Genomic DNA, 24,267 nt, shown 5'->3' with positions numbered 1-24,267 from the left:
AAACTCATTAAAAGGGGATCTTTTGGTTATAGAAATTATGATAATTTGCGTAATCGAATTATTATAACTTCGCGACTATTTGCCTCAACAACAAAAAAAGAGATTAAACAACCTAAGGTTGCTTAATCTCAATATTTGGACTCATCAGTCCGATTTGACGTAGAGCCTTTTTTATATGGAGCTAAACTTTCATTTTCTTATAAGTGATTTAAATGATAAAAATATTAAAATTTTAATAGTATTTTTTATTATGTTTAGTATAAAATATATGTATATTAAATATTAGGAGAATACTTATGGGGGATTTATATTTAGTATTTATTTGTCTTGTTATTAGTTTTATGTTACTTCTTTTTAAAAAGAAGGTTGCCATTGCAAGTTTGTCGATTTTAATAGCGTTTACCTCATTATTAGTAGTAATGCCACAGCACATTGTTAATGCGCAAAGTAATGTATTAACGAAAGAGAAAGTTAAATTTGTGAAGGGTATTGACGGAGATACTGTTCAACTACTTTACAAAGGGAAGAAATCGACTTTTAGATTGTTGCTTATCGATACACCTGAAACTAAAGATCCACGTAAACCTGTTCAAAAATATGGTCCAGAAGCTAGTCGTTTCACGACAAATATGTTAGCAAATGCTCGTACTATTCAAGTGCAGTTTGATAGAGGGCAACGCACAGATAAATATGGTCGTTATTTAGCGTATGTTTATGCTGATGGTAGAATGGTTAATGAAGCCGTTGTAAGACAAGGATTAGCACGAGTAACATACATTTATCCACCTAATAATACGTTCGAACAGATGTTGAAGGTGAGTCAATCGAAAGCTCTAGCTAAAAAGTTAAATATTTGGAGTAAGACAACATCGAACTCTAAAACCAAGGCAGGTCAGACATCTATTGCCAAGTCTACTCTAAAGCCAACAACACCAAAGACCTCGCCTTCAAAAACAACAAAAAAGCAATCTAAAGAATATTATAAAAATTGTACTTTGATGAGAAAGAAATATCCCAATGGAGTTAAAAAAGGACATCATGCTTATCAATCTAAGTTAGACCGTGATAAAGATGGATGGGCATGTGAAAGATAAGCATTAATCATATAGAGAATTAGGGTGCGGAACAATGAATTCGTAATGAATATTGTTTCGTACCTTTTTTATAGTGCAAAAGGCGTGACAATCAATTAATCAGCCTAATCATGATAAAATAAAGATTAATATTACAAATACTAGGTGAGAAGTTATGACTAAAGTCAATTTAATAGAAAGTCCGTATCCGCTTCAAAGTATCAAAGGACTAGGACCAAAAAGAATTGCTTTATTGCAAGAACTGAATATTAACACGGTTGAAGACTTAGTACTTTATCTACCGACTCGTTACGAAGATAATACAGTTGTAGATTTAAATATGGCTGAAGATCAATCTACAGTCACAATTGTCGGAGAAGTTTATTCGATGCCAACTGTCGCATTTTTCGGCAGAAATAAATCAAAGTTAACAGTACACTTGATGGTAGATAACATCGCGGTCAAGTGTATCTTCTTTAATCAACCATACTTGAAAAAGAAAATTGAACTTCATGGGTCGGTAACTGTTAAAGGAAAATGGAATCGTGCAAAACAAGAAATAAATGGAAATAGGATGTTTTTTAATGAAAAATCACAAGATACAAATGAAATTAAGTTAGAACCTGTTTATCGTATTAAAGAGGGCATTAAACAAAAACAAATGCGAGATATGATTTATCAAACTTTAGATGATGTTACAATCCATGAATGGCTTACAGAAGAACTTAAACAGAAATATAAATTAGAATCTTTAGAGGATACACTATATGCCTTACATCGTCCCAAGGATCGACAGGACTTATTACGTGCTAGAAGAACATATGCCTTTACTGAGTTATTTATGTTTGAATTAAGAATGCAGTGGTTAAATCGTTTAGAAAAGTCATCTGACGAAGCTATTGAGATAAATTACGATATTCAAAAAGTGAAAGATTTTATAGAAACTTTACCTTTTGAATTAACTGATGCACAAAAAAAGAGTGTGAATGAAATCTTTAGAGATTTAAAAGCGCCGATACGTATGCACCGATTACTACAAGGTGATGTAGGTTCAGGTAAAACAGTTGTTGCAGCAATATGTATGTATGCGTTGAAAACAGCGGGCTATCAATCAGCATTAATGGTCCCAACGGAAATTTTAGCTGAACAACATGCAAATAGTTTAACTGAACTGTTCGGTGACTACATGAATGTAGCATTGCTGACAGGTTCTGTTAAAGGTAAAAAAAGAAAAGTTCTATTAGAGCAATTAGAAAATGGTACTATTGATTGTTTAATAGGTACACATGCGCTTATTCAAGATGATGTAACACTTCAAAATGTAGGACTTGTCATAACAGATGAACAACATCGCTTCGGAGTCAATCAACGTCAACTTTTAAGAGAAAAGGGTGCAATGACGAATGTACTCTTTATGACAGCAACACCAATTCCTAGAACACTTGCTATATCTGTATTTGGTGAAATGGATGTGTCATCAATTAAGCAACTACCTAAAGGGCGCAAGCCAATTATTACAAATTGGGCAAAGCATGAACAATATGAGCAAGTGTTATCACAAATGACGTCTGAACTTAATAAAGGACGTCAAGCCTATGTAATATGTCCATTGATTGAGAGTTCAGAGCATCTTGAAGATGTGCAAAATGTAGTCGAGTTGTATGAATCACTTAAACTGCATTATGGAGAGGAAAAAGTAGGATTATTACATGGTAAAATGCCAGCTGAAGAAAAAGATGAGGTTATGACGCGATTCAGTCAACATGATATAGATATACTAGTTTCAACAACTGTAGTTGAAGTTGGTGTCAATGTACCAAACGCGACATTTATGATGATATATGATGCAGACCGCTTTGGTTTATCAACGTTGCATCAATTAAGAGGTCGTGTAGGACGTAGTGAACACCAAAGTTACTGTGCCCTTATCGCATCTCCCAAGACAGAAACTGGCATAGAACGCATGACTATTATGACGCAAACAACGGACGGTTTTGAATTGAGTGAGCGTGATTTAGAAATGCGTGGTCCTGGTGACTTCTTTGGAGTTAAACAAAGTGGTTTGCCTGACTTTATGGTAGCGAACATTGTTGAAGATTATCGAATGCTTGAAGTAGCTCGAGACGAGGCGGTAGAGTTGATACAATCAGGTGAATTTTTTACAGAAACATATCAGCACTTACGTGAATTCATTGATCAGAATTTGCTACATATGAGTTTTGATTGATGCTTAAAAGTCACTATTGTCAAAAAGTAAAATATAGCACTATGATATTTGTTGAGCTTATCAAACGGAAAGTGTTATGATATGTGAGGAATGTTTAAGACTTGGTACTAATTTCGCTTTTAAGGAGGGATTTAATTGAAATTGAAAAAAGTAGAACGTCGTCAGGCGATTCAAAAAGCAATTGAATTAAATCCCTTTATTACGGATAGTGAATTATGTGAACAGTTTGAAGTTAGTATTCAAACCATACGGTTAGATAGAACAAACCTAAGTATTCCAGAACTACGAAAGCGTATTAAATTAGTAGCTGAGCAAAATTATGAACAAATTCGTGCTCTAGAGGCAAATGAAGTGGTTGGAGATTTAATTCAAGTTGAACCAAATATATCCGCTCAATCCCTCATTGAAATTACTGAAGAATCCGTTTTTACGAAGACTCAGATAGCACGAGGTCATGTGTTATTTGCCCAGGCAAATTCGCTTTGTGTAGCTTTAATACATAAATCAACAGTGTTAACACAGGAAAGTAATGTAGCATTCATTGAGAAAGTTAAACTTAATGATACAGTAAGGGCAGAAGCACACGTTGTAAATAAAACTTCGCACCATTATGTTATAGAAGTAAACTCATACGTAAGAGACACAATAGTGTTTAAAGGAACGTTTAAAATGTTTTATATAAGCGAGGATGAATGACATGGTTAAAATTGCTATTGATATGATGGGTGGAGATGACGCACCCGGTATCGTCTTAGAAGCTGTTGAGAAAGCAGTTAATGATTTTAAAGATTTAGAGGTTATTTTATTTGGTGACAAAAATCAATACACACTCAATCATGAACGTATAGAATTTAGACATTGTTCTGAGAAAATAGAAATGGAAGATGAACCTGTAAGAGCTATTAAACGTAAGAAAGACAGTTCAATGGTAAGAATGGCAGAAGCAGTGAAAAATGGTGAAGCGGATGGATGTGTGTCTGCAGGGAATACCGGTGCGCTTATGTCAGCAGGTTTATTCATTGTTGGTCGTATTAAAGGTGTGGCAAGACCAGCACTTGTAGTCACTTTACCAACAATTGATGGAAAAGGATTTGTATTTTTAGATGTGGGTGCCAATGCAGATGCGAAACCAGAACATTTATTGCAATATGCACAACTTGGTAATATTTATGCTAAAAAAATACGTGGCATTCAAAATCCTAAAGTATCATTATTAAATATCGGTACAGAACCAGCTAAAGGTAATACATTGACTAAAAAATCTTACCAACTACTTAAAGGCGATCAAAGCTTTAACTTTGATGGTAATATTGAAGCTAAAACGTTAATGGAAGGTAATACTGATGTAGTGGTAACTGATGGATATACGGGTAACATGGTACTTAAAAATATCGAAGGTACTGCAAAATCAATAGGTAAAATGTTGAAAGAAACATTTTTAGGAAGTTTAAAAAACAAACTAGCAGCTTTAGTATTAAAAAAAGACTTAGATGCATTTACTAAGAAGATGGATTATGCAGAATACGGTGGATCAGTATTATTAGGTCTTGACGGAACGGTTGTTAAAGCGCATGGTGGATCAAATGCTCGCGCTTTTTATTCTGCGATTAGACAAGCTAAAATTGCTGGCGATGAAAAGATTGTCGAGATTATGAGAGAGACGGTAGGTGGTAAGGATGAGTAAGGTAGCAATTATTTTCCCAGGTCAAGGTGCACAAAAAGTTGGCATGGCAAGTGATTTGTTTAATGAGGATACGAAAGCGACAAATATTCTAAATACAGCTCAAGAAGCAATGGACTTTGATTTATTGGAAACGATGTTTACAGATAATGAGAACAAACTAGGTGAAACTGAACATACACAACCAGCTTTATTGACGCATAGTATAGCGTTATATAGTGCATTAGATAATATTAATGCTGATTATACTATGGGACACAGCTTAGGTGAATATTCTAGTTTAGTTGCTGCAGGAGTATTAAAATTTGAAGATGCAGTTAAGATTGTTCGCAAACGTGGTCAATTAATGGCTCAAGCTTTTCCAAATGGTGTTGGTAGTATGGCTGCAGTATTAGGTTTGAGTTATGAAGAAGTAGGCCGAATATGCAAAGAATTATCTACAAATGATGAATTGGTCGAACCAGCAAACATTAATTGTCCGGGTCAAATTGTAGTTTCAGGTCACAAATCACTTATTGATAAATTTGTTGAAGAAGGAAAATCGTTAGGTGCTAAACGCGTCTTACCTTTAGCGGTTTCTGGACCTTTCCATTCTTCAATGATGCAAGTGATTGAAAAAGACTTTGAGTCATTCATTAATCAATTTGAGTGGCATGATGCATCGTTCCCGATAGTTCAAAATGTTAATGCACAGGGTGAAACTGATGCAGCAACAATTAAGTCCAATATGATTAAACAATTATATTCACCCGTTGAATTTATCGATTCAGTAGAATGGTTAATTGCGCAAGGTGTAGATCATTTTATAGAAATTGGTCCTGGTAAGGTCTTATCTGGTTTAATTAAGAAAATAAATCGCGATGTTAAATTGACATCAATTCAAACACTAGAAGATGTGAAAGGATGGAATAATCATGACGAATAAAAATGCATTAGTGACTGGTGCTTCAAGAGGTATAGGTCGTAGTATCGCATTACAATTGGCTGAAGATGGTTTCAATGTAGCCGTAAACTATGCAGGTAATAAAGAAAAAGCTGAAGCAGTTGTTTCTGAAATTAAAGCTAAAGGTGTTGAAAGTTTTGCGATTCAAGCAAATGTAGCTGAAGGCGACGAAGTTAAAGCTATGATTAAAGAAGTCGTTAGTCAATTTGGTTCGTTAGATGTACTTGTAAATAACGCTGGTATCACTCGTGATAATTTATTAATGCGCATGAAAGAACATGAATGGGATGATGTTATCAATACTAACCTTAAAGGTACATTTAATTGTATTCAAAAAGCTACACCTCAAATGCTTCGTCAACGTGGTGGTGCAATCATTAACTTATCAAGTATTGTAGGTGCCATGGGTAATCCAGGACAAGCTAACTATGTTGCTACTAAAGCAGGTATAGAAGGTTTAACAAAATCAAGCGCACGTGAACTTGCATCACGTGGTATTACTGTCAATGCGGTAGCACCTGGTTTCATTGTTTCGGATATGACAGACGCATTGAGTGATGATTTAAAATCACAAATGTTAGAACAAATACCTTTATCTCGATTTGGTGAAGATACAGATATAGCGAATACAGTAGCATTTTTAGCATCTGATAGAGCGAAATATATTACTGGCCAAACAATCCATGTCAATGGTGGCATGTACATGTAATTGAAGTACTTGAATTTTATTATCAGTGTTTAAGAAATGCTTGTATTTTACCCATTAAAATGGGAAAATATAGTAGTCTATGGATAGACATTTTTAAAGGAGGTGAATCGACGTGGAAAACTTCGATAAAGTAAAAGATATCATCGTTGACCGTTTAGGTGTAGATGCTGATAAAGTAACTGAAGACGCATCTTTCAAAGATGATTTAGGCGCTGACTCACTTGATATCGCTGAATTAGTGATGGAATTAGAAGATGAATTTGGTACTGAAATTCCTGATGAAGAAGCTGAAAAAATCAATACTGTTGGTGATGCAGTTAAATACATCAATAGTCTTGAAAAATAAAAACTTACATCTGAGTCGTCTACAAGATGGCTCAGATTTTTTTCTTAAGAATCAAACAAAGAATAAACATATGGGAGGTTCTAATGTGACTAATCCAAAAAAAATAGAAATGGTTAATGACTTTCAACAACAGTTTGCGAAGAAAATGAATGAGTTTGGATTTACATATTCAAATATTGACTTGTATCAACAAGCTTTTTCTCATTCAAGTTTTATCAATGACTTTAATATGGATCGTTTGGCGCATAATGAGCGACTCGAATTTCTAGGCGATGCGGTATTAGAATTGACGGTTTCACGCTACCTTTTTGATAAACATCCAGATTTACCAGAAGGTAATTTAACAAAAATGCGTGCAACAATTGTATGTGAGCCCTCACTTGTAATATTTGCTAACAAAATCGAGTTAAATCAACTTATCTTATTAGGTAAAGGTGAAGAAAAAACGGGTGGGAGAACACGCCCTTCATTAGTGTCCGATGCCTTTGAAGCTTTTGTCGGGGCTTTATATCTTGATCAAGGATTAGATGTAGTTTGGCAATTTGCTGAGAAAGTGATTTTTCCATATGTTGAGGATGATGAATTGGTTGGTGTTGTTGATTTTAAAACACAATTTCAAGAGTATGTTCATAGTCAAAATCGTGGAGATGTGACTTATCGTTTAATTAAAGAAGAAGGTCCAGCGCATCATCGATTGTTTACGTCGGAAGTCATTTTAGAGAATGAAGCAGTAGCAACAGGTCAAGGTAAAACTAAAAAAGAATCAGAACAAAAAGCGGCAGAGAGCGCTTATTCAAAATTAAAAAGCAATAATAATCTTTAACATATATTAAAGAAAACCATTAAACGGTAAAATATTGTCCTCCTCTCAACTAGAATGAGTGGAATGATTAACAAGGAGAATAGTATGGTGTATTTAAAATCAATTGATGCCATAGGTTTTAAATCATTTGCAGATCACACAGATGTTCAGTTTGACAAGGGTGTAACTGCAATTGTTGGGCCTAATGGTAGCGGAAAAAGTAATATCACTGATGCCATTAAATGGGTATTAGGTGAACAGTCCGCCAAATCATTACGTGGCTCTAAAATGGAAGATATTATTTTTTCAGGAGCAGAACATCGAAACGCTCAGAATTATGCAGAAGTACAATTGAAACTTGACAATAAAGCTAGAAAGTTACAAGTTGATTCAGATGATATCGTTGTGACACGTCGTTTATATCGTAGTGGTGAGAGCGAATACTACCTTAATAATGATAAAGCGCGTTTAAGAGATATCACTGAATTATTCCTGGATTCTGGTTTAGGAAAAGAAGCATTTAGTATTATATCTCAAGGTAGAGTAGATGAAATTTTAAATGCTAAACCTATTGATAGACGACAAATACTTGAAGAATCAGCTGGTGTATTAAAATATAAGAAGCGAAAAGCTGAATCATTACAAAAGTTAGACCACACTGAAGATAATCTTACGCGCGTAGAAGATATTTTATATGATTTAGAAGGACGCGTTGAACCATTAAAAGCTGAAGCATCAATTGCAAAAGAGTATTTAAAATTGTCTGAAGAGATGAAACAAAGTGATGTTATTGTTACTGTACATGATATCGACCAATATTCAGAGGAAAATCGTCAACTGGATCAAAAATTAAATGATTTAAAAAGCCAACAAGCGGATAAAGAAGCAAAACAAGCTCAGATTAATAAATATATTCAAAAGCAAAAGTCTCAACGTCAACAAATTGATAATGACATTGAACAATTAAACTATGATTTAATCAAAGCTACTGAAGAATATGAAAAGTTCACAGGTCGATTGAATGTTTTAGAAGAAAGAAAACGAAATCAATCAGAAACGAATGCTCGTTTTGAAGAAGAGTTAGATAATTTACATCAAGAATTAAAAAATGCTCATAATGAAAAAGCTGATATTACTCAACAAATTACTGCCTTACAAGAAAAACAAAAAGAGTTGAATAATAGTATTCATCAATTAGAATCAAAACTGTATGTTTCTGATGAACAACATGACGAAAAATTGGAATCAATCAAAAATGAATACTATGAATTAATGTCTGAACAATCAGATGTAAATAATGATATTCGCTTTTTAGAGCATACGATTAAAGAGAATGAAGCGAAAAAATCACGCTTAGATTCTCGCTTGGTTGAAGCGTTCAATCAACTTAAAGCGTTGCAAAGTGAAATTTCTAATACAGAACGCAACCATCAAGCTACTGTTAAACAATTGAGCGATATTGAGACTCAAATAAGTCAACTAGAACAGCAGTTATCAAAATCTAAACAAACTCAAACTGAATATGAAGATAAACTTTATCAGGCTTATCGATACACTGATAAAATGAGAGCTAGAATAGAGAGTTTAGAAACTCAAGAAGAAGATTATACTTATTTCTTTAATGGTGTTAAACATGTGTTAAAAGCTAAAAATGATAACCTACAAGGTATTCATGGGGCCGTTGCAGAAGTGATAAATGTGCCATCTGAATTGACTCAAGCGATTGAGACCGCATTAGGTGCTTCATTACAACATATCATAGTTGATAGTGAAAAAGATGGACGCCAGGCAATACAATTTTTAAAACAAAAGGGTCTTGGTAGAGCCACATTCTTACCATTAAATGTTATAAGATCGAGACAATTATCTAATAATATTAGACATATCGCTGAAAATACAAATGGATTTATCAATGTAGCTTCAGATGCGATTAAAGTTAATTCACAATATCAAGCTGTAGTTGAAAATTTAATAGGTACTACTATTATCGTAGACAATTTGAAACATGCTAATGAACTGGCAAGAGCTATCCAATATAAAACACGCATTGTAACTTTAGAAGGAGATATTGTTAATCCTGGTGGTTCTATGACCGGTGGTGGTACGCGCAAGACGAAGAGTATTCTTTCACAAAAAGATGAACTGACAACTATGCGTAATCAATTAAAAGATTATGAATCGCAAACACAAGATTTCGAGAAACAGCTACAAAAACAAAAAAATGAAGTTGAACATCTCAGCGAAACTTATTTTAAAATGAGTCAGAAATATAATGAAGTAAAAGAACAATCTCATAACGAAGCGTTAGAATTAGATCGACTTAAAACACAAGAAACGCACATTAAAGATGAACATGAGGAATTTGAATTCGAGAAAAATGATGGCTACCAAAGTGAAAATAGTCGCATTACTTTAACTGAAAAACAAGAGCGTTTAACTATTATTCAAGGTAAGTTAAAACAACTTGAAACAGATATTGAACGTTATACTCAATTATCTAAAGAAGGTAAAGAGAATACCACTCAATTGCAACAACAATTAAACCAAAAACGTTCTGACTTAGCTGTAATTAAAGAACGAATAAATGCTCAAAAAGCGTCATTAGAACGTACAGATAAACAGATAGAGACGATTAACAAACAATTAACAAATGTTGACGATAAAATTAAACTCTTCAATTCTGACGAAATGATGGGGGAACAAGCATTTGAAAAATTACAACAACAGATAAAATCTAAAGAAAATGACCGACAATCCATCACTGATCAGTTAAAACAATTGAAAAAAGAACGTATTGATGTCAATGAACATGTTGAGTCACATGAAGCTACATTGCAAAAATGTCATCAAGATTTATTGTCAATTGAAAGTTTTTATCAAGATATAAAAGCACAACAATCGAAATTAGATGTATTGATTAACCATGCAATTGATCATTTGAATGATGAATATCAACTAACTGTTGAGCGGGCTAGAAGTGAATTCTCTTCAAAAACGCCAATTGATGCGTTGAGAAAGAAAGTCAAACTAACTAAAATGTCAATTGAAGAACTTGGGCCAGTAAATATAAATGCTATTGAGCAATTTGAAGAATTAAATGTGCGTTATACTTTCCTAGATGAACAACGTACAGACTTGCGTGAAGCGAAACAAACACTTGAACAAATTATAAGTGAGATGGACCAAGAAGTGAAAGGTCGTTTTAAAGAAACGTTTTTACAAGTGCAATCTCATTTTACGACAGTATTTCAGTCGTTATTTGGAGGTGGACATGCTAAATTAGAGTTAACAGATGATGATTATTTATCAGCTGGTGTCGATATTATTGTTCAACCACCTGGTAAGAAATTGCAACACTTATCTTTATTAAGTGGTGGTGAGCGTGCATTAAGTGCTATTGCACTACTATTTGCTATCTTGAAAGTAAGATCTGCTCCATTTGTTATACTAGATGAAGTAGAGGCTGCACTCGATGAAGCGAATGTAATTCGATACGCTCAATTTTTAAAAGAATTATCTATTCAAACTCAATTTATTGTTATTACACATCGAAAAGGGACTATGGAATATTCAGACCGTTTATATGGTGTGACGATGCAAGAGTCAGGTGTTTCAAAATTAGTAAGTGTCAACTTAAATACAATTGATGAGGTTATGAAGGAGGAACAAGCATGAGTTTCTTTAAACGATTAAAAGACAAATTTTCAACGAAATCTACTGAAGATATAGAACAAGATTTATCAGAAGAAGAAGGTAATCAGAGTAGCGCAACTCATGATGATAATGATGAAGCACAGATAGAACCGAAGAAAAAACCACGTAAATTAAGTGAAGCGGACTTTGATGACGATGGATTAATTTCAATTGAAGACTTTGAAGAAATTGAAGCACAAAAAATGGGTGCTAAATTTAAAGCGGGACTTGAAAAATCACGTCAGAACTTCCAAGAACAACTTAATAATTTGATCGCGCGTTATAGAACAGTAGATGAAGATTTCTTCGAAGCACTTGAAGAAATGTTAATCACTGCAGATGTTGGTTTCAACACAGTGATGCAATTAACAGAAGAATTACGTACTGAAGCACAACGTCGAAATATACAAGAAACTGAAGAGTTACGTGAAGTTATTGTTGAAAAGATTGTTGAAATCTATCATCAAGAAGATGACCAATCAGAAGCAATGAATCTCGAAGACGGCCGTTTGAATGTCATTTTAATGGTTGGCGTAAATGGTGTTGGTAAAACAACTACAATCGGTAAATTAGCACACAGATATAAAATGGAAGGCAAAAAAGTAATGCTTGCCGCTGGAGATACATTTAGAGCTGGTGCAATTGATCAACTACAAGTTTGGGGAGACCGTGTAGGTGTTGAAGTAATTCGTCAAAGTGAAGGTTCAGATCCTGCTGCAGTTGTATATGATGCAATTAATGCCGCTAAAAATAAAGGTGTCGATATATTAATTTGTGATACTGCAGGACGTTTACAAAACAAATCTAATTTAATGCAAGAATTGGATAAAATGAAACGTGTCATTAGCCGAGCTGTACCAGATGCACCACATGAAGCTTTATTATGCTTAGATGCAACAACAGGTCAAAACGCATTATCTCAAGCACGTTCATTTAAAGAAGTTACAAACGTATCAGGTATAGTATTAACTAAATTAGATGGTACTGCTAAAGGTGGTATTGTACTTGCGATTAGAAATGAACTTCATATACCTGTGAAATATGTAGGATTAGGTGAGAAACTTGATGACTTACAACCATTTAACCCAGAAAGTTATGTATATGGCTTATTTGCAGATATGATTGAACAAAATGAAGATATTCCAGATGAAGTTGCTGAATTAGATTTTAATAATGAGGATAATCCAAATGGGGAAAAATGATTTAGTTAAAACTTTGCGAATGAATTATTTGTTTGATTTTTATCAAACATTATTAACTGAAAAACAAAGAAATTATATGGAACTGTTTTATTTGAGAGACTATTCACTAAGTGAGATTGCAGAGACATTTGATGTGAGTAGACAAGCAGTTTATGATAATATAAGAAGAACTGGCGATTTAGTAGAAGATTATGAAGCTAAATTGAATTTGTATGAAAAATTTGAACAACGTCGTAAAATTTATGACGATATGAAACAAACATTAAATGATTCTAAGAAGTTAGAACAATACATTAATCAATTAGAAGAATTAGAATAAATAGAGATAAAGGAGGGCAATTGATATGGCATTTGAAGGATTATCCGATCGTTTGCAAGCTACGATGCAGAGAATGCGTGGTAAAGGTAAAGTTACTGAAGCGGATATTAAAGCAATGATGCGTGAAGTACGATTAGCATTATTAGAAGCCGATGTAAACTTTAAAGTAGTAAAAGAATTTGTTAAGACAGTGTCAGATCGTGCCTTAGGATCAGATGTAATGCAATCATTAACACCTGGTCAACAAGTCATTAAAATTGTACAAGATGAATTAACTCAATTAATGGGTGGCGAAAACTCAACGATTAAAATGGCAAATAAGCCACCGACTGTTGTTATGATGGTTGGTTTACAAGGTGCAGGTAAAACAACAACAGCCGGTAAACTAGCATTATTAATGCGTAAAAAATATAATAAAAAGCCAATGTTAGTTGCAGCGGATATTTATCGTCCAGCCGCAATTAACCAATTACAAACGGTAGGTAAACAACTTGACGTTCCTGTTTATAGTGAAGGGGACCAAGTTAAACCGCAACAAATCGTTGAAAATGCATTAAAACATGCCAAAGAAGAACATTTAGATTTTGTAATCATTGATACAGCAGGTCGTTTGCATATTGATGAAGCGTTAATGAATGAACTTCAAGAAGTTAAAGAAATTTCTAAACCTAATGAAATCATGTTAGTTGTAGATGCTATGACTGGACAAGACGCTGTTAACGTTGCTCAATCATTTGATGAACAATTGGACGTTACTGGTGTTACGTTGACTAAATTAGATGGGGACACTCGTGGTGGTGCTGCTTTATCTATTCGTTCAGTAACTCAAAAACCAATTAAATTTGTTGGTATGAGTGAGAAGATGGATGGACTTGAACTGTTCCATCCAGAGCGAATGGCTTCTCGTATACTTGGTATGGGAGATGTTTTAAGTCTTATTGAAAAGGCACAACAAGATGTTGACCAGGAAAAAGCTAAAGATTTAGAACAAAAAATGCGTAATTCTACGTTCACATTGGACGATTTCCTTGACCAATTGGATCAAGTTAAAAATCTTGGCCCACTTGATGACATCATGAAAATGATTCCAGGAATGAATAAGATGAAAGGCATGGATAAGTTAAATATGGATGAAAAGCAAATTGACCATATTAAAGCAATTATCCAGTCTATGACACCAAGTGAAAGAGAAAACCCAGCAGTACTAAATGTTTCAAGAAAAAAACGTATCGCCAAAGGTTCTGGGCGTTCACTACAAGAAGTGAATCGCTTGATGAAACAATTTAATGATATGAAGAAAATGATGAAGCAATTCAGTGGTGCTGGCCGTAAAGGTAAAAAAGGCAAACGTAGTCAAATGGAAAATATGTTAAAAGGTATGAACTTACCATTTTAATTAAGTGAAAATATCGAACGCTTCTCAAATAGCGTTCGATATTTTGATGTTTATTGAAAAATAAATGTACTACCAAACATTTAGCAAAAGGTTCGGCTTAGCTAAAGTATAAACGCAGTGGTTGATTGGACTTGAAATAAAATATTTCAAGCACCTAATCAACTGTGCGCGGTGACGGGGTCCCAACACAAAGAATTTCATTAAGAAATTCTACAAGCAATGAAAGTTGGGGTACGAATTCAAAGAATTCTATCTCACTCCTATAACCAAATCTACGGTTTTGAAAAAACCTAGTTAAAGGAACACCCTAGCTAAAGCTAGCCCATAACCAAATCTACGGTTTTGAAAAAAACTAGATTTGGTAAAGAAAAAAGTCTTTACAAAATATCAAGTTACTGTTAATATTATTTCTTGTAGAAAATAAAAAGTAAAAGATTTAAAGGAGAGTTTTATATATGGCAGTTAAAATTCGTTTAACTCGTTTAGGTTCAAAAAGAAATCCATTCTATCGTATTGTTGTAGCAGACGCACGTTCACCACGTGATGGTCGTATTATCGAACAAATCGGTACTTACAACCCAGCTAGTGTTAATGCTCCAGAAGTTAAAATTGATGAAGAATTAGCATTAAAATGGTTAAAAGACGGTGCTAAACCAACTGATACAGTTCATAATATCTTATCTAAACAAGGTATTTTAAAAACTTTTGATGAACAAAAACACGCTAAATAATTAGCTTAAACTTTATAAGTAAAGTAATAGAGGCGCCAACTGATGGCGCCTTTTTAAATACTGAAAAATCATGATATGATAAACAAAATGACATTAATGGATTAAATGAGGTGCAAATATGCAAGTTGAAGTTGGTCAAATCGTAAATACACATGGAATTAAAGGTGAAGTTAAAGTGAAATCTAATTCCGATTTTACGGATACCCGTTTCCAACCAAGTGAAGTATTGACGGTAAATCATCAAAATCATGAAGAACAATTGACGGTCTTATCTTACCGTGTTCATAAAGGATTCCATATGTTGAAATTTGAGGGAATAAATAACATTAATGACGTCGAACAATATAAAGGTGACTATTTGTACCAAGAACGCGATCATGAAGATATTGAATTAGCTGAAAATGAATATTACTACTCTGACATCATTGGAAGTACTGTATTTGATGATGACAATCAACCTATCGGCAGAGTTATCAATATTTTTGAAACAGGTGCAAATGATGTTTGGGTTGTTAAAGGAGAAAAGGAATATCTCATTCCTTATATAGCTGATGTAGTTAAAGAAATTGATATTGAAAATAAAACGATTCGTATAACACCTATAGAAGGGTTGTTAGATTAATGAAAATTGATTATTTAACTTTATTTCCTGAGATGTTTGATGGCGTGCTCAATCACTCCATTTTAAAAAGGGCACAGGATAAAGAAATCATTAGTGTGAATACTGTGAATTTTAGAGATTATGCCATTAATAAACATAATCAAGTGGATGATTACCCATTTGGTGGTGGACAGGGTATGGTCCTAAAACCTGAACCAGTCTTCAATGCTATGAAAGATTTACAACGAACTGATCAAACGCGTGTCATTTTAATGTGTCCTCAAGGTAGACCTTTTTCACAAGAAATTGCACAAGAATTAAGCGAAGCTGAGCATATCGTATTTATTTGTGGACATTATGAAGGTTATGATGAACGTATAAGAACGCACCTAGTGACGGATGAAATTTCAATGGGGGATTATGTATTAACTGGAGGAGAATTGCCAGCGATGACGATGACAGATGCGATTGTGCGATTAATACCAGGTGTATTAGGAAATCAACAATCACATCAAGATGATTCGTTCTCAGATGGTCTATTAGAATTCCCTCAATATACGCGTCCAAGAGAATTTGAAAATATGACCGTTCCAGATGTATTATTATCAGGTAATCATGCAAATATTGAACAATGGCGACATGAACAAAAATTAATCCGTACTTATCATAAGCGACCGGACTTACTTGATCGATATCCTTTAACGGAAGACGATGAAAAATTTATAGAAAGCTATAAAAAGCAATTGAAAAACAATTAGTATTATGCTAATATATATCAAGTGTGAAAAGACACTAATTATCACTATGATCCGCTGCTATATGAATGTCTAGGCAAGAACATAGGTTGAAGGAGAGTATATCAATGAGTAATCATAAGTTAATCGAAGCAGTTACAAAATCACAATTACGTACAGACTTACCAGCATTCCGTACTGGTGATACTTTACGTGTACATGTACGTATCGTAGAGGGTTCACGTGAACGTATCCAAGTATTCGAAGGTGTTGTAATCAAACGTCGTGGTGGAGGAATTTCTGAAACTTTCACAGTTCGTAAAATTTCTTCAGGTGTAGGCGTGGAACGTACATTCCCATTACACACTCCAAAAATCGAAAAAATCGAACTTAAACGTCGTGGTAAAGTACGTCGTGCTAAATTATACTACTTACGTAGTTTACGTGGTAAAGCTGCTAGAATCCAAGAAATTCGTTAATCAGCAAACTGAGTATAATAATAAGACAGAGGTTAGATACAACGTTTGTCTTACAAATAAAGCTTCCAATCTTCTTTCAAGTTGAGATTGGAAGCTTTATTATTTTTATTCACATTTTAAAGCAATTAAAGTTTAATTTATGAACTTAATTTATCGTTTTTTCTTAACCCATAAATTAAATAATATACTACCGATAACACCAATGAAACTCATAATAGTAAGTAGATAGAATTGAGGAGGGGTGTATGTGAGTTTAATTACTTTATCTCCTTTATTAACTGGTATTGCTGTCATGATACCATTAGCTTGGTGAACAGGTACTTCTTTCCCATCGACTTTCGCATGCATACCATTTGCATATACTGTTGGTAAAATGACATAGCCTGTTGCGTTCTTTGGTTTCTTGACGACATAACCATTTCTCATATCTTTAATTTTCACAGGAGTTAATTCTTTTGAAGCTTTTTTAAGTGTGCTGTAGTCCTCACCATAAATACCTTTCACAGATAAACGATAATTCCCTTTAGATAGATGAATATTTAGCTTATCAGACGCTTTAACACGCATTGTAACTGGTGTAACTAAGCGACGATATTTGTAGCTCAGTTCATTTCGATTTTGCGAATATTCATTAACACCTACTGAATGCGCTTTGTCAGGCGAAAGTAGTTCAACATCCATTTCTACGTACATATCTTTATACTTATTAGCGACAGATTCAGGTAATTTTAATGTAACCCTACCGTTATCTTTGTGTACTTTAAGATGATTTTGATTTTTCCAAGTCGCATCTTTTGTAGATATTTTTGACTTGTTTAAAAAATTTTTATTAGGTTTAAATGAAATATTTGCTTTTTCTGAAGTGTCGTTTAATACGATTCCTTTTAACATAGCTTGTTCACGATCTAAAGGTGACTTTAAATCATCACTATTATATATATGATTAGTTACATGAGCTGATGGATAGTCAATCATGTTTTTAGAATGGATAAGCGTATTCTTACCATTCAATATCGTATCTTTCTTTTCAAAACCGTAAGTCATATTTTGATCTTCAGGATGACGTAGTCGATCTTGAACATTCCATAAAGCAGTTAAGTTTGCACGATTTCCTAAAAAGCGATACGTACTATTTTTATCAACAGGCATATTAATTTGCATTAATTTATCATAATATTTCAAAATTCCTCCATCAAAAATGCTTGAGTATAGCGAAATACCATTGTAGTGATAAAGAAAAGGAGAATTTAATGCATATGCCGACATATAATCAATACGATGAAATGGATCATCATGATGTTCTTTGATAGAATCAATTTTTTTAGCAATAGTATCATTATAGTATGAAGGATCACTCAATGTATTGATTGTCGTTGAATATGGGTCTATCGTTCTTTGTCTTGAATCATGTGTCATCATAATTTGTTGACCGAAAAATAGCACAATCAACGATAACATAATAATTGGTTGTTTCAGTAAAGATTTGCGATAGATAAATATTCCTAGCACAACGATGGTAATTAAAGCAATTACCATCCAATCTACAAAGTTGTCAGCTATGATATATCTACACAAACCAGCAATAAATACGGGCATAGCTGCAAATAGAAACTGTTTCATAGTCAACTCTGATAAGTGATAAATATATAAAGCAATCAGTCCACTTGTAGATAACACTAAGAAATAAACCCAACGTCGTTGTGGTAATGAGAATCCATTAAAAGCACTGTCAAAGTACTGTGATAATGAACCAATAAGTAAGAACCACGTTATAATAGCAAAAATTTTATAGTAATAGTGTTTATATAACTTTGGCGTTAATAATGCTACCAATGCAATAAGTGATATTGTTACATAAAAGCCATTTGAAAATATATAATAATTATTTTTAGTTAAATCAGTAAATAGAGAGATGTTGAAATCAGAATTTTGTTGGCGATCATTATTTAGGAAAGATGATACACCAGTGTAAAAACCTAATATGCTTGATAGGAGCGCAAACATAGCCCCTATAATTAGTAAATAACATTTTTGCCAACGAGATACGATGTCATGGCGATATTGGAATACGACACGTAATATAAAATAAATACCTAACACAATGGCTTGATAATAAGTAAAGTAAAAATTTGAAAATAGTGTGATTGCCACTGCAAAGATGAACAAACCTATCTTTCTACGTTGAAAGAAACGTTCCATTCCCCATAATGATAATGGCAATATAATTAACAAATCTCCATAAAATGACCAAGTAAAATTGTAATATAACACCACTGTTGATGCCCCATATAAAATTGTTGCTATCAACAGAGGTGTGGAACTTAACTTTAAATATCTAAAATAATAAAATGCACAAATAAAAGTAATTATTGTTCGTACATAAGCAACAATTAATTGATTTGTTGGCCAAAAGCGAATGTTTTGCGGTTGCCAATGGAATATATGTTCACCGATCCATACAATAATAAAATTGACCCACATGATTGGTGAAAGGGAATAATAATAGGCTAACCCTTTAACATAATCTCCGCCTAGTCCAAATGAATGATCGTAAAATCCTTTTAATTGTGTGAAGTGTTCATATAAATATAATTGGAACGGCATCATTTGTCTAAAACCATCACCAGAGCCAGTAAATACCACGCCATCTTTTAAGTAATCTCGGATAAATGGATAATAAATGGTTAGTGTTACGATATTAGCTATGATGAAAATGAGGCCAAACGTCCATAAGGGTTTTGACCATATTTTTTTAATCAATTTACTTCCTCATCTTTCGTTTTTTTGAATTAATAATTTTTACAAAAACAGCACTAAGAATCATACTCATTAATGAAATGAATATCATAGTATTCCAGTAAGGAGGTTGATATTTAATGACAATTTGTTTTGCATTTTTTTCGACTGGAACACTGGTCATCATATAATTTACTTTTTGGATTTTTGCAGGTTGTCCATCAACATACGCACGCATTCCTTTTCGATAAGGAATGTTTATTGAGGCTATACCACTCTCATGGTGACTGAGTTGGACTTGTATACCATTTTTAATATCATAATAACTTGTATCAAAATTAGCATTATCATGTGCCTTTTTAAGCGTATCATAATTTTCGCCATTTAATTGTTGTAAATCGACATAAAATTCGCCATCAGGCGAAAGGGTAATAGTGATATCACCATTTTTATCTGGATGAGTGCGATAAAGTTGAGTGTCTACACCTGTTCGATAGGTAGAATTATTAAACAATCGATGATTAGCGTAATTATTGATAGCGACTGTGTAATTACTATCTGGATTACCTCTCTTTATCTTCATCGTTAAATAAAAATCATTATATTTATCACGTATTTGTTTTGGAAGATGTAATTTTATAGTACCACCTTTGCCACCACTAACCTTATAGCGATTTTTTCCAATTTGCTTAATATTTTGTTGTTGCATATCAACTTTTGATAGTAAATTAGATTCTGGTTGTTTGAAAGATTTTCCTGCATTATCCATGATCACACCATTTAACATTGCATGCTCACGATCTATAGATGTTTTTAAAGATTTACTATTATAAACATTTTTCGTAACTTTAACACTCGGCAAATTAAGTGTATTTTCATAGATAGAATATTGTCCACTTGTTTTAACCTTTTTAAAATAGGCGGGTAAATTTCCCTGATAATCTTTTAGCATCATATAACGTACTGAGAAAAGACTCGCTATATTTTGGCGACCATTTATTGATTGATAGCGACTTAGTGACTCTTCGGCAAGATTAATTTTTAGTGCATCATAATAGTAATCGAGAATATTATGATGGAAGATACTTGAATATAAACTTAGTCCCTTAAAGTGTTGGTACATAGGTGTGTTATCTTGCTCATTCACTCGCCAATCGATACGTTCATCTTCTCTCTTACTATTCTCCATTGTATTAACTAATGAACGTTGTAAGTCTGAACTATATAAACTTGAGTTAATATAAAATGTATTAGCTCGTTCTTGATGATCTTTAAAATAAATTTGATTTTTAATAAAGACGAAAGAAACCATTAAATTGAGTAAGATTATAGAAATGCCGAATATATAGCTTAGATTAATGCGATAACGTCTGTCTTTTAAAATTAAAATAAGTAACCCTATTAAAGAAACGATTGGTACAAGTACAAGCCAAGCTACAAATTTATGATAGGTAATAGCGCTAGCGAAAATGATAATTTCAGCAATAATATTACTAATTAAATATGATTTGACTTTTAGTGTTCTAAAATATTTTAGAAATAGACCAATTAATATGGCTGAATTAAAAGACAAAATAAAATGCCAACGTTTTTGTGGTGCAGAAAATCCATTAAACAATTGATCGATAAATGGTACAAAGCTTAATAGAATAAATGCGAAAGTTAAAATTGCGAATAAGCGATAATAAAAGTGTTTATAAAGTTTAATACATAATAGTGCTTGAATAGTTAGAAATAGCAATACGATTAAATAATTATCAAAGAAGATATTTGTGTTAATATCTAGCTTTTCGAAGGTATTTACTGTTCCTGAAAAAGGGACACGACGATTATTTAAAAAACTTTGAACACCGTGGAAGAACATAAATAAACTATTACCTAATCCTAAAATGGCACTGATAGCAAATAATATTAAAGCTTTGCCACGTGGAATAATATCTTTAGAGTGTCTAAAAATTATACGAAGAAGTATGTAACCTGCACCTATAAGACAAAGATAATATGCAAAGTAGAAATTATTTATCATTATTAGTGTAATTGTGACAATAAATAGACCAAACTTTTGTTTTTGAAGTGTGCGTTCTATAGAAAATAGTAACAATGGCATCCAAATAAATACATCACTAAAAAATGGCCAATAAACAGTAAAGCGATAATAAAGCGGCGACATAACAAATAGAAATGCCATAATAATACTAATCCAAGTATTACGTGAAATAAATTTACTATAGAGATAGGTACAATACATCGCTAATGAAGCTTTAATAATGGAAATAACTAGCGCATTTACCATCCAAAATAGTAATCCCTGAGTATTTATATGAATAATTGTTTTTAATAGAATGATACATAGTACATTAATAATAAATAGTATGTTTGTTGAGAAATAATAGCTTAAATCCGTAAAAAAATCTCCACCTAGACCAAAATCAGTAGCATAAAAAAGATTGCCAACGCTCCATTTATCAAATAGAAACATTTGAATAGGTATCATCTGTTCGATACCATCGTTGGGTCCTGTAAATAAAACGCCGTCGTGAATAAAGCGAAAAATTATATAGCTATGTCCTATGAAAGACAGAGTTAAGAATATACCTAAATATATTAATATTTTCTTCATAATTTACCTCTAAGCGATGGGATTATAATTGTAACAGTATAATTAAATTGTAGGGGATAGATTGTGTGATTAAAAGTAATTATGCTTTTCTGACATTATAAACTTATTGTACTTTATCGTTTTATTTAATGAATGATAAAATAAATGATGAACTTAGAAAAAAAGTGGCTCTCAAATAAAAATTCAACTATAATCAACAAGTTGAATTAAAATATATCGAAAGTAAGGTGACAATTAATGGCAATTCAATGGTATCCAGGACATATGGCAAAAGCTAAACGAGAGGTAACAGAACAATTAAAAAAAGTAGATGTTGTATTTGAATTAGTTGATGCACGTATTCCATATAGTTCTCGTAACCCAATGATTGATGAAGTAATTAAACAAAAACCGCGCGTAGTTATTCTTAATAAAAAAGATATGTCCAATTTAAATGAAATGCAAAAATGGGAACGCTTCTTTATAGATAAAGGATATTATCCTGTGTCAGTAGATGCTAAGCATGGCAAAAATTTAAAAGGTGTAGAAACTGCAGCTATAGCAGCAACAAAAGAAAAATTTGAACGTGAGAAAGCTAAAGGACTTAAACCTAGAGCAATTAGAGCAATGATTGTTGGCATACCTAACGTTGGTAAATCAACATTGATTAATAAATTAGCACGAAAAAATATTGCACAAACTGGTAATAAACCAGGTGTAACCAAACAACAACAGTGGATTAAAGTTGGGCAATCTCTACAATTATTAGATACACCTGGAATTTTATGGCCCAAATTTGAAGATGAAATTGTTGGTAAAAAATTAAGTTTAACAGGCGCAATAAAGGATAGTATTGTACATTTAGATGAAGTTGCTATCTATGGTTTACAGTTTTTAATTAACCATGATTTAGAAGGTTTTAAGCAACATTATAAGATTGATTTACCTGCAGATGCTGAAATATTAGAATGGTTTGATGTAATTGGACGTCGACGTGGACTTTTACAAAGAGGCAATGAAGTAGATTACGAAGCGGTTATTGAACTGATAATTAATGACGTTAGAAATGCTAAAATTGGAACATACTGTTTTGACTTATATTCAGAAATGAAGAGTGAATTAGATAATGACACAAACAATTAATGAAGCAAAGCACATATTATCTGAAATTAACTCAATTGAAGTTTTAGAACAACATGAATTAAATCAAGACGCTCGTAAAGGGGTACAACAAGCTATTACAAGACGTCGTAAACAACTTTTAAAAGAACAAGAAATTTTAGACCATTACAATACAATGAATCAATTTGAAAATGAGTTGCTGAATAACAATCCTCAAGCATTAATCTGTGGTATTGACGAGGTTGGACGTGGTCCGCTAGCAGGTCCTGTTGTTGCATGTGCGGTGATTTTAAATGAAGGGCATCGCTATTTAGGACTTGATGATTCTAAAAAAGTAACAGCGAGCAAAAGACAAATACTTAATAAAAAGCTTAAAGATGGGGTGTTGGAGTATGCCTATGGTTTAGCTAGCCCAGAAGAGATCGATGAACTGAATATATATAATGCAACTAAAGTAGCAATGAATCGAGCTTTGAGTCAATTAGTAAATCGTCCAGATCATTTATTAATAGATGCAATGTCTTTAGATACAACAATTCCTCAAACATCTATTATTAAAGGCGACGCAAAGAGTGTGTCTATTGCTGCAGCAAGTATAATGGCAAAAGAGTATAGAGATGATTTAATGAAAGAGATTGCAGATGAATATCCAGGATATGAATTTGAGAAAAATGTGGGTTACGGAACTAAAGCACATTTAGAAAGCCTAAATAAACTCGGTATTACACCGTATCATCGTAAAAGCTTTGAACCAATCAAATCTATAATGTAATTATTTGAATTTTAAATTAATTGCAAAAAGTGGAACACTTTCAGTTTACAATAGCGCTTTCATTTTCTATAATTATAACTGAACTTAACCTAAGAAGTAGGA

The 24,267-nt window shown here is 33.0% G+C and carries 20 protein-coding genes; 18 read left to right on the top strand and 2 right to left on the bottom strand.

Annotation, left to right across the window (positions count from 1 at the left end; translation table 11 throughout):
- The first annotated feature begins 296 nt into the window (after positions 1-296).
- From BDW31_RS07695 to rplS, 16 genes are all read left to right on the top strand, one after another.
- Complete coding sequence (locus BDW31_RS07695; RefSeq protein ID WP_053024887.1) at positions 297-1,094, top strand: thermonuclease family protein; 798 nt, start codon at positions 297-299, stop codon at positions 1,092-1,094.
- A gap of 154 nt (positions 1,095-1,248) precedes the next feature.
- Positions 1,249-3,300 carry an ATP-dependent DNA helicase RecG gene (gene recG / locus BDW31_RS07690; RefSeq protein WP_053024888.1) on the top strand — a complete coding sequence of 684 codons (2,052 nt, stop codon included), beginning with the start codon at positions 1,249-1,251 and terminating at the stop codon, positions 3,298-3,300.
- A gap of 135 nt (positions 3,301-3,435) precedes the next feature.
- On the top strand, positions 3,436-3,996 hold the full coding sequence (gene fapR, locus BDW31_RS07685) for a transcription factor FapR (RefSeq protein WP_037551685.1): 561 nt from the start codon (positions 3,436-3,438) through the stop codon (positions 3,994-3,996).
- A 1-nt stretch (position 3,997) separates the two neighbouring features.
- On the top strand, positions 3,998-4,984 hold the full coding sequence (gene plsX / locus BDW31_RS07680) for a phosphate acyltransferase PlsX (protein WP_053024889.1): 987 nt from the start codon (positions 3,998-4,000) through the stop codon (positions 4,982-4,984).
- Positions 4,977-5,906, top strand: a complete 930-nt coding sequence (gene fabD, locus BDW31_RS07675) for an ACP S-malonyltransferase (protein WP_053024890.1) — start codon at positions 4,977-4,979, stop codon at positions 5,904-5,906. The genes plsX and fabD overlap by 8 nt, the downstream gene beginning before the upstream one ends.
- Positions 5,896-6,633, top strand: a complete 738-nt coding sequence (fabG, locus tag BDW31_RS07670; protein ID WP_011275968.1) for a 3-oxoacyl-[acyl-carrier-protein] reductase — start codon at positions 5,896-5,898, stop codon at positions 6,631-6,633. The genes fabD and fabG overlap by 11 nt, the downstream gene beginning before the upstream one ends.
- Before the next feature lie 112 nt (positions 6,634-6,745).
- Positions 6,746-6,979: an acyl carrier protein gene (locus BDW31_RS07665; RefSeq protein WP_001830184.1), complete on the top strand. Its 234-nt coding sequence runs from the start codon at positions 6,746-6,748 to the stop codon at positions 6,977-6,979.
- A 70-nt stretch (positions 6,980-7,049) separates the two neighbouring features.
- On the top strand, positions 7,050-7,802 hold the full coding sequence (gene rnc / locus BDW31_RS07660; RefSeq protein ID WP_276312364.1) for a ribonuclease III: 753 nt from the start codon (positions 7,050-7,052) through the stop codon (positions 7,800-7,802).
- Between the two features lie 84 nt (positions 7,803-7,886).
- Positions 7,887-11,456, top strand: coding sequence for a chromosome segregation protein SMC (gene smc, locus BDW31_RS07655; protein WP_053024891.1), 3,570 nt, complete (start codon positions 7,887-7,889; stop codon positions 11,454-11,456).
- On the top strand, positions 11,453-12,676 hold the full coding sequence (gene ftsY / locus BDW31_RS07650; protein ID WP_053024892.1) for a signal recognition particle-docking protein FtsY: 1,224 nt from the start codon (positions 11,453-11,455) through the stop codon (positions 12,674-12,676). The genes smc and ftsY overlap by 4 nt, the downstream gene beginning before the upstream one ends.
- A complete protein-coding gene (locus tag BDW31_RS07645; protein WP_011275964.1) occupies positions 12,663-12,995 on the top strand; it encodes a putative DNA-binding protein in 333 nt (110 codons plus the stop codon). Before ftsY ends, BDW31_RS07645 begins: the two co-directional genes overlap by 14 nt.
- A gap of 25 nt (positions 12,996-13,020) precedes the next feature.
- Entirely contained in the window at positions 13,021-14,391 is a 1,371-nt protein-coding gene (gene ffh, locus BDW31_RS07640) for a signal recognition particle protein (protein ID WP_053024893.1), read from the top strand.
- Between the two features lie 455 nt (positions 14,392-14,846).
- Complete coding sequence (rpsP, locus tag BDW31_RS07635; RefSeq protein WP_011275962.1) at positions 14,847-15,122, top strand: 30S ribosomal protein S16; 276 nt, start codon at positions 14,847-14,849, stop codon at positions 15,120-15,122.
- Between the two features lie 118 nt (positions 15,123-15,240).
- Positions 15,241-15,744: a ribosome maturation factor RimM gene (gene rimM / locus BDW31_RS07630; protein ID WP_053024894.1), complete on the top strand. Its 504-nt coding sequence runs from the start codon at positions 15,241-15,243 to the stop codon at positions 15,742-15,744.
- Positions 15,744-16,481, top strand: coding sequence for a tRNA (guanosine(37)-N1)-methyltransferase TrmD (gene trmD, locus BDW31_RS07625; RefSeq protein ID WP_037551666.1), 738 nt, complete (start codon positions 15,744-15,746; stop codon positions 16,479-16,481). Before rimM ends, trmD begins: the two co-directional genes overlap by 1 nt.
- 104 nt (positions 16,482-16,585) lie before the next feature.
- Positions 16,586-16,936 (top strand): 50S ribosomal protein L19, encoded by a 351-nt coding sequence (gene rplS, locus BDW31_RS07620; protein WP_037537864.1) that lies wholly within the window; start codon positions 16,586-16,588, stop codon positions 16,934-16,936.
- A 150-nt stretch (positions 16,937-17,086) separates the two neighbouring features.
- Here the strand turns inward: rplS and BDW31_RS07615 are convergent, their stop codons facing one another.
- Positions 17,087-19,696 (bottom strand): YfhO family protein, encoded by a 2,610-nt coding sequence (locus BDW31_RS07615; RefSeq protein WP_053024895.1) that lies wholly within the window; start codon positions 19,694-19,696, stop codon positions 17,087-17,089.
- Between the two features lies 1 nt (position 19,697).
- Positions 19,698-22,292, bottom strand: coding sequence for a YfhO family protein (locus tag BDW31_RS07610; RefSeq protein ID WP_053024896.1), 2,595 nt, complete (start codon positions 22,290-22,292; stop codon positions 19,698-19,700).
- Between the two features lie 237 nt (positions 22,293-22,529).
- Between BDW31_RS07610 and ylqF the strand changes: the two genes are divergently transcribed.
- Positions 22,530-23,414 (top strand): ribosome biogenesis GTPase YlqF, encoded by an 885-nt coding sequence (gene ylqF / locus BDW31_RS07605; protein WP_053024897.1) that lies wholly within the window; start codon positions 22,530-22,532, stop codon positions 23,412-23,414.
- Positions 23,398-24,165: a ribonuclease HII gene (locus tag BDW31_RS07600; protein ID WP_037551656.1), complete on the top strand. Its 768-nt coding sequence runs from the start codon at positions 23,398-23,400 to the stop codon at positions 24,163-24,165. Before ylqF ends, BDW31_RS07600 begins: the two co-directional genes overlap by 17 nt.
- The last annotated feature ends 102 nt before the right edge of the window (positions 24,166-24,267 follow it).

This window comes from Staphylococcus sp. AtHG25 (assembly GCF_003217445.1).
GTDB classification, from domain to species: Bacteria; Bacillota; Bacilli; order Staphylococcales; family Staphylococcaceae; genus Staphylococcus; species Staphylococcus haemolyticus.
This window is presented reverse-complemented; position numbering and strand designations above follow the sequence as displayed.

Excerpts from the sequence above, each read along its gene's own strand:
- BDW31_RS07600 (WP_037551656.1), top strand. The coding sequence starts at position 23,398 with ATGACACAAACAATTAATGAAGCAAAGCACATATTATCTGAAATTAAC.
- rpsP (WP_011275962.1), top strand. The coding sequence starts at position 14,847 with ATGGCAGTTAAAATTCGTTTAACTCGTTTAGGTTCAAAAAGAAATCCA.
- rplS (WP_037537864.1), top strand. The coding sequence starts at position 16,586 with ATGAGTAATCATAAGTTAATCGAAGCAGTTACAAAATCACAATTACGT.
- ftsY (WP_053024892.1), top strand. The coding sequence starts at position 11,453 with ATGAGTTTCTTTAAACGATTAAAAGACAAATTTTCAACGAAATCTACT.
- BDW31_RS07610 (WP_053024896.1), bottom strand. The coding sequence starts at position 22,292 with ATGAAGAAAATATTAATATATTTAGGTATATTCTTAACTCTGTCTTTC.
- ffh (WP_053024893.1), top strand. The coding sequence starts at position 13,021 with ATGGCATTTGAAGGATTATCCGATCGTTTGCAAGCTACGATGCAGAGA.
- smc (WP_053024891.1), top strand. The coding sequence starts at position 7,887 with ATGGTGTATTTAAAATCAATTGATGCCATAGGTTTTAAATCATTTGCA.
- recG (WP_053024888.1), top strand. The coding sequence starts at position 1,249 with ATGACTAAAGTCAATTTAATAGAAAGTCCGTATCCGCTTCAAAGTATC.
- BDW31_RS07645 (WP_011275964.1), top strand. The coding sequence starts at position 12,663 with ATGGGGAAAAATGATTTAGTTAAAACTTTGCGAATGAATTATTTGTTT.
- trmD (WP_037551666.1), top strand. The coding sequence starts at position 15,744 with ATGAAAATTGATTATTTAACTTTATTTCCTGAGATGTTTGATGGCGTG.
- rimM (WP_053024894.1), top strand. The coding sequence starts at position 15,241 with ATGCAAGTTGAAGTTGGTCAAATCGTAAATACACATGGAATTAAAGGT.
- plsX (WP_053024889.1), top strand. The coding sequence starts at position 3,998 with ATGGTTAAAATTGCTATTGATATGATGGGTGGAGATGACGCACCCGGT.
- fabG (WP_011275968.1), top strand. The coding sequence starts at position 5,896 with ATGACGAATAAAAATGCATTAGTGACTGGTGCTTCAAGAGGTATAGGT.
- BDW31_RS07695 (WP_053024887.1), top strand. The coding sequence starts at position 297 with ATGGGGGATTTATATTTAGTATTTATTTGTCTTGTTATTAGTTTTATG.
- rnc (WP_276312364.1), top strand. The coding sequence starts at position 7,050 with ATGGGAGGTTCTAATGTGACTAATCCAAAAAAAATAGAAATGGTTAAT.
- ylqF (WP_053024897.1), top strand. The coding sequence starts at position 22,530 with ATGGCAATTCAATGGTATCCAGGACATATGGCAAAAGCTAAACGAGAG.
- fabD (WP_053024890.1), top strand. The coding sequence starts at position 4,977 with ATGAGTAAGGTAGCAATTATTTTCCCAGGTCAAGGTGCACAAAAAGTT.